Genomic DNA, 3,919 nt, shown 5'->3' with positions numbered 1-3,919 from the left:
TTCAGCAATTCCGATGGGGCCATGAGGGCTGGGGGTTGACAGGATGGGTGCGATCGAAATGCGATCGTCGCACACTTTAACGATCAGCTTGTGGTATGATCGGAACCGAACAAGCTCCTTCTGGGTCAAAGTTTGAATGAAAATAGCGACCATTTTTTAGGATTGATGTCACCCATGAACGAGGATGATAAAAATGAATTCAGTCATCATTTTTGAAGTGTATCAGGAAGAAGATGGCGGATTTGTAGCCGAATGTTTGACCGAGGATATCTTCACTCAGGGTGATGATTGGGAAGCGTTACGAGTCCATGTCAATGAAGCCATCAAAGGCTATTATTTCGACCAACCTAGCTGTCCCAATGTCAAGCTACATCTAGTCAAAGAAGAAATCTTAGTCATCCAGTAAGTAGATCGATCCAAATTATCGATGAAAATCCCCAGAGATATGAAAGGGACTCATTTGGCAGACATTCTCTGTCGCCAATGGGATTATGAGGTGGTTCACTAACAGGGGAGCCACATTATTTTATAAACAGAGTTGCCCCACCATCAAAGGATTAGCATTCCCAATCATAACCCTTTGCGACTGGGAACTCTCAATAGTATTTTACGAGCAATTTCCCGACACAAAGGAGTTGCTAAAACTGACATTATCAATACATTGTAAGTCACCCTCATTTGAGTTTAGATATCCCCACAACTCGGGCGATCGCATTACCTAGAGCGAGCGGCATTCGGTTTGCCGGAATAAAGCATTCGGTTATCCGTACTTGACAAGTGTAGTTGATTGTGGGTTGATTAAAATCCTTGGCAAGAATATCCTGATGATGGTATAATCCCTGGGTGAATCCAACCGGTCTATATAGACTTGATTCTGGGGAGTCAGGGATTTAGTGAGGGGTAATCAACTGCTGCGGAGCCGTCAGCTAGAAGAGGCGGTGGATGGTTTTCAAAAAGCGATCGCCATCCCCATTTCCCAGGATTTCAGTAATCCTGCTAGGGTAGTGGTAGGCTGGCTGTGATGTAATGCGATCGCACCTTGCCACCTCCCCCTGCGGTGAAAGAATTTATGGAGGCATCAACCCGAATTATATCACCCCTCAAAGCGATCGCCAACCGCCGACTCCCAGCCCACATCCCCCCTCCCCCATTTTGTAAATAAATTAGCACCAATATCATCCTCAGTCTTATCCCCATTTTTCATTTAAATCAAGCATTTAAAAAATCTTCTGGACGGATTTCAGCTTGCTTTCAAATTGCCCGCAAAGTCCCCTCTGGCATATCTCCCGAATGGTTAGGAATCGTGGTATATAAATTCCGAGCTGGGTTGTACCAAATTTCGTGACTACCAGCAGCTTGGCGGTCAAAAACAAACCCAAAAGTCTTCAACTTTTTCACAATTTCTCGATAGCGAAATCCTGACAATCTTCCCATCAAACAAATTATTCATTAATAATCAATGGATAATCAAACTTTTCGGCAAGAGTTTGTAAACCTTCCCAATTCATAAGTTGTCTTTCACGACGAGCTTCTATTAACTTAACGGCTACATCACGAGCTATTTCCAAAGCTTCAGCCAGAGTTTCTCCCTGAGCAACTAAACCAGGCAAAGCATCGCTGGTTGCTAAATAAACACCTTCAGGTAATTTTTCAATATGCAGTTGCAGCAATTTTTCCATAATTGACACTTGAGAATCTAAGCAAGTCCAAAAGTTTGGGAATTCTTGTAATTATTGATACTAGCAAAGCCCAACTATCTGGGGCATGGTCTTTCTTGTATTACTTATTGTCATAACCGTTATCCTCAGCTACTGCCTTGCCTTAAATATTTGTTCGGCGGTCAAATTGAGTTCTGTAAAAGTTGGCGAAGTCACCACATTTTCACCTCTAAATAAATGGAGTTCGTACTCTCCTTCAACTAAATGATAAACCGAAATAGTCGGTTTTTTGGGGTCTCCAATATAACGCCGACCTCCCAACCCCAAATAATCAACTATCCAATATTCGCCTATCCCTAATTTTTCATATTCTGCCAGCTTCATCAAATAATCATCCCGCCAATTGGTACTGACGACTTCTATAACCAACTTAATACTCACCGATTGAGTAATAGTCGATCGCTTTGTCCACAGAGGCTCCTTTTCTAGGGCATTATCATCTAATACCATAACGTCGGGAATATAAGCCGACTTATCAGAATCTATGGCTTTAATTAGTCCTTGGCGAGGGATAAAAAATGGCAAATTTAAACTATCAATGTAAATTGATATTTTGGATGCCAGAAAACCTGCCACTTTTTCGTGAGTTCCAGTCGGCTGCATTTTAACAATCTCCCCATCATGCAATTCAAATCGACCCTCATAACCATCCGGATACCAATCCAGAAACTCCTCTAAAGTCAATGAAATTTTCTGTTCTTCCGTCGGATTAGTCTTAACAGTTTCCTGACTTAACATATCGCTCCTCCGATTTTATGACTGATTCCCCCCATCAAACAACTCGGTTCTGGCTCCCTCTCAACATATCATCAACTGCCAACCTTGAGCATGAATTCCATAGAGAATGTTGATAACAGCTTCGCCAACCAGCCTGAACCCTTCTTGACTGCCGTCATCAAAGGGGCGGTTTAAACAACAAACATCAAAGTAGATTTTACATTCACATACCCCAGTATTTTACCATATCAAGATACTTACGCAACTTGACAAATTTCTATGGCTGTGGTACAATGGGGGAGGGTTTCCGCATCAGTTTAGTCTGGGAAGTCAGCGATTTAGTGAGAGGTAATCAACTGCTGCCGAGCCGTAAGCTAGAAGAAGCCGTGGATGGTTTTCAAAAAGCGATCGCCATCCCCATTTCCCAGGATTTCAGTAATCCTGCTAGGGTAGTGGTAGGCTGGCTGTGATGTAATGCGATCGCACCTTGCCACCTCCCCCTGCGGCGAAAGAATTTATTGAGGCATCAACCCGAATTATATCACCCGCCAAAGCGATCGCCAACCGCCGACTCCCAGCCGACATCCCCCGTTACTCCCCCCATAAGCGGGACGGGAATGCGATCGCGACAACGGCTGTGGTCAGCTCAAATGGTTGATTTAGGGCAGAAATTCAGAGTCCAGCAAATTCTCGGCAGTAAAAGGACACCTTTCCGGAAAAATCTCCAGGGGTAATTCACTTTTTTTAATGGCTTGCTTTCTGGCTTTGACATAAATTTCTTCAATCTCCTGCAAGAAATAATTATACAAAGTTCGAGACTTTAGCAATAACTCCAGTTCAAACCGAAAATTATCAATTTCATTTTGCCAGCCCTTACCGCAAAGCCGCCTTTCCGATTCCCAATACTGGTAAAGCAATAAATGAATCAACAGTTGTCTTAAATAGCTAGATACTTTTCGTCTTTGTTCGTTTCCCAAACTTAAAATTTCCTCCATTAGATGCGGAAAATCAAGTCGATTTATCTCTTTTTTCTCAAGTGTTTGATAGGTTTCTTGAAGCCAAAGATAATAATCTTGTTCATAAAGATCTGAAACATCATTATTCATCGGATTACCTCCCATTGTCAACAAAAATAAAGTTTTGTCCCTCCCTCAACTATACAGGCAAGATGCCCGGACCACACTATGAGCGATCGCCTTTCCCAACCACCCAGGGGTCACATATTCCTGTAGGGGCGGGTTCAACAGCCTATATTCTTCTTCACCAGCAGCTATATAAACCCGCCCTACTTTCCCCAAACAACCATTGTCGGCTGCGCCAGAATTTAAGAAACCCGGTTTTTTGAAAAAACCGGGTTTCTCGAAACAAGCGATCGCGCAGTCGGAGTGCGACGTATCGCGCAGTGGTGACCTGCTAAAATGGAGAATTAAAACACCACCAAGGACAACCCCCATGACCACCAATGCTGATGATGTTTGGAGACT

Annotated in this window: 9 protein-coding genes and 1 pseudogene; 3 read left to right on the top strand and 7 right to left on the bottom strand. The window is 43.2% G+C overall.

Annotated features, from left to right (window positions below):
- Window positions 1-193: 193 nt before the first annotated feature.
- Together P5683_RS23410 and P5683_RS23405 are read left to right on the top strand one after the other, a co-directional pair.
- Complete coding sequence (locus P5683_RS23410) at window positions 194-406, top strand: type II toxin-antitoxin system HicB family antitoxin (protein ID WP_006622285.1); 213 nt, start codon at window positions 194-196, stop codon at window positions 404-406.
- A gap of 487 nt (window positions 407-893) precedes the next feature.
- Window positions 894-1,022, top strand: coding sequence for a hypothetical protein (locus tag P5683_RS23405; RefSeq protein ID WP_315642427.1), 129 nt, complete (start codon window positions 894-896; stop codon window positions 1,020-1,022).
- Here the strand turns inward: P5683_RS23405 and P5683_RS23400 are convergent.
- The 4 genes from P5683_RS23400 to P5683_RS23385 form a co-directional block, all read right to left on the bottom strand.
- Window positions 997-1,170 (bottom strand): hypothetical protein, encoded by a 174-nt coding sequence (locus P5683_RS23400; protein ID WP_315645034.1) that lies wholly within the window; start codon window positions 1,168-1,170, stop codon window positions 997-999. The genes P5683_RS23405 and P5683_RS23400 overlap by 26 nt on opposite strands.
- An 81-nt stretch (window positions 1,171-1,251) precedes the next feature.
- Window positions 1,252-1,434, bottom strand: a complete 183-nt coding sequence (locus P5683_RS23395) for a type II toxin-antitoxin system HicA family toxin (RefSeq protein WP_006622280.1) — start codon at window positions 1,432-1,434, stop codon at window positions 1,252-1,254.
- Between the two features lie 8 nt (window positions 1,435-1,442).
- A complete protein-coding gene (locus P5683_RS23390) occupies window positions 1,443-1,679 on the bottom strand; it encodes a type II toxin-antitoxin system HicB family antitoxin (protein WP_006622279.1) in 237 nt (78 codons plus the stop codon).
- 129 nt (window positions 1,680-1,808) lie between these two features.
- Window positions 1,809-2,456: a Uma2 family endonuclease gene (locus P5683_RS23385; protein ID WP_315645033.1), complete on the bottom strand. Its 648-nt coding sequence runs from the start codon at window positions 2,454-2,456 to the stop codon at window positions 1,809-1,811.
- A gap of 245 nt (window positions 2,457-2,701) precedes the next feature.
- Here P5683_RS23385 and P5683_RS23380 point away from each other — a divergent pair, with 245 nt between their 5' ends.
- A complete protein-coding gene (locus P5683_RS23380; RefSeq protein WP_187758699.1) occupies window positions 2,702-2,905 on the top strand; it encodes a hypothetical protein in 204 nt (67 codons plus the stop codon).
- Here P5683_RS23380 and P5683_RS23375 read toward each other — a convergent pair.
- From P5683_RS23375 to P5683_RS23365, 3 genes and pseudogenes are all read right to left on the bottom strand, one after another.
- On the bottom strand, window positions 2,880-3,020 hold the full coding sequence (locus tag P5683_RS23375) for a hypothetical protein (RefSeq protein ID WP_187758698.1): 141 nt from the start codon (window positions 3,018-3,020) through the stop codon (window positions 2,880-2,882). The two genes, P5683_RS23380 and P5683_RS23375, sit on opposite strands and share 26 nt — an antisense overlap.
- 74 nt (window positions 3,021-3,094) lie before the next feature.
- Entirely contained in the window at window positions 3,095-3,541 is a 447-nt protein-coding gene (locus tag P5683_RS23370) for a DUF29 domain-containing protein (RefSeq protein ID WP_108615132.1), read from the bottom strand.
- 45 nt (window positions 3,542-3,586) lie between these two features.
- Window positions 3,587-3,919: pseudogene (locus tag P5683_RS23365) on the bottom strand (hypothetical protein); the annotation flags it as partial.

It is taken from the genome of Limnospira sp. PMC 1279.21, assembly GCF_032349615.1.
In the GTDB taxonomy this organism is placed as follows: Bacteria; Cyanobacteriota; Cyanobacteriia; order Cyanobacteriales; family Microcoleaceae; genus Limnospira; species Limnospira fusiformis.
Note: the sequence above shows the minus strand (reverse complement) of the source record. Positions and strands in the feature narration are given on the sequence as shown.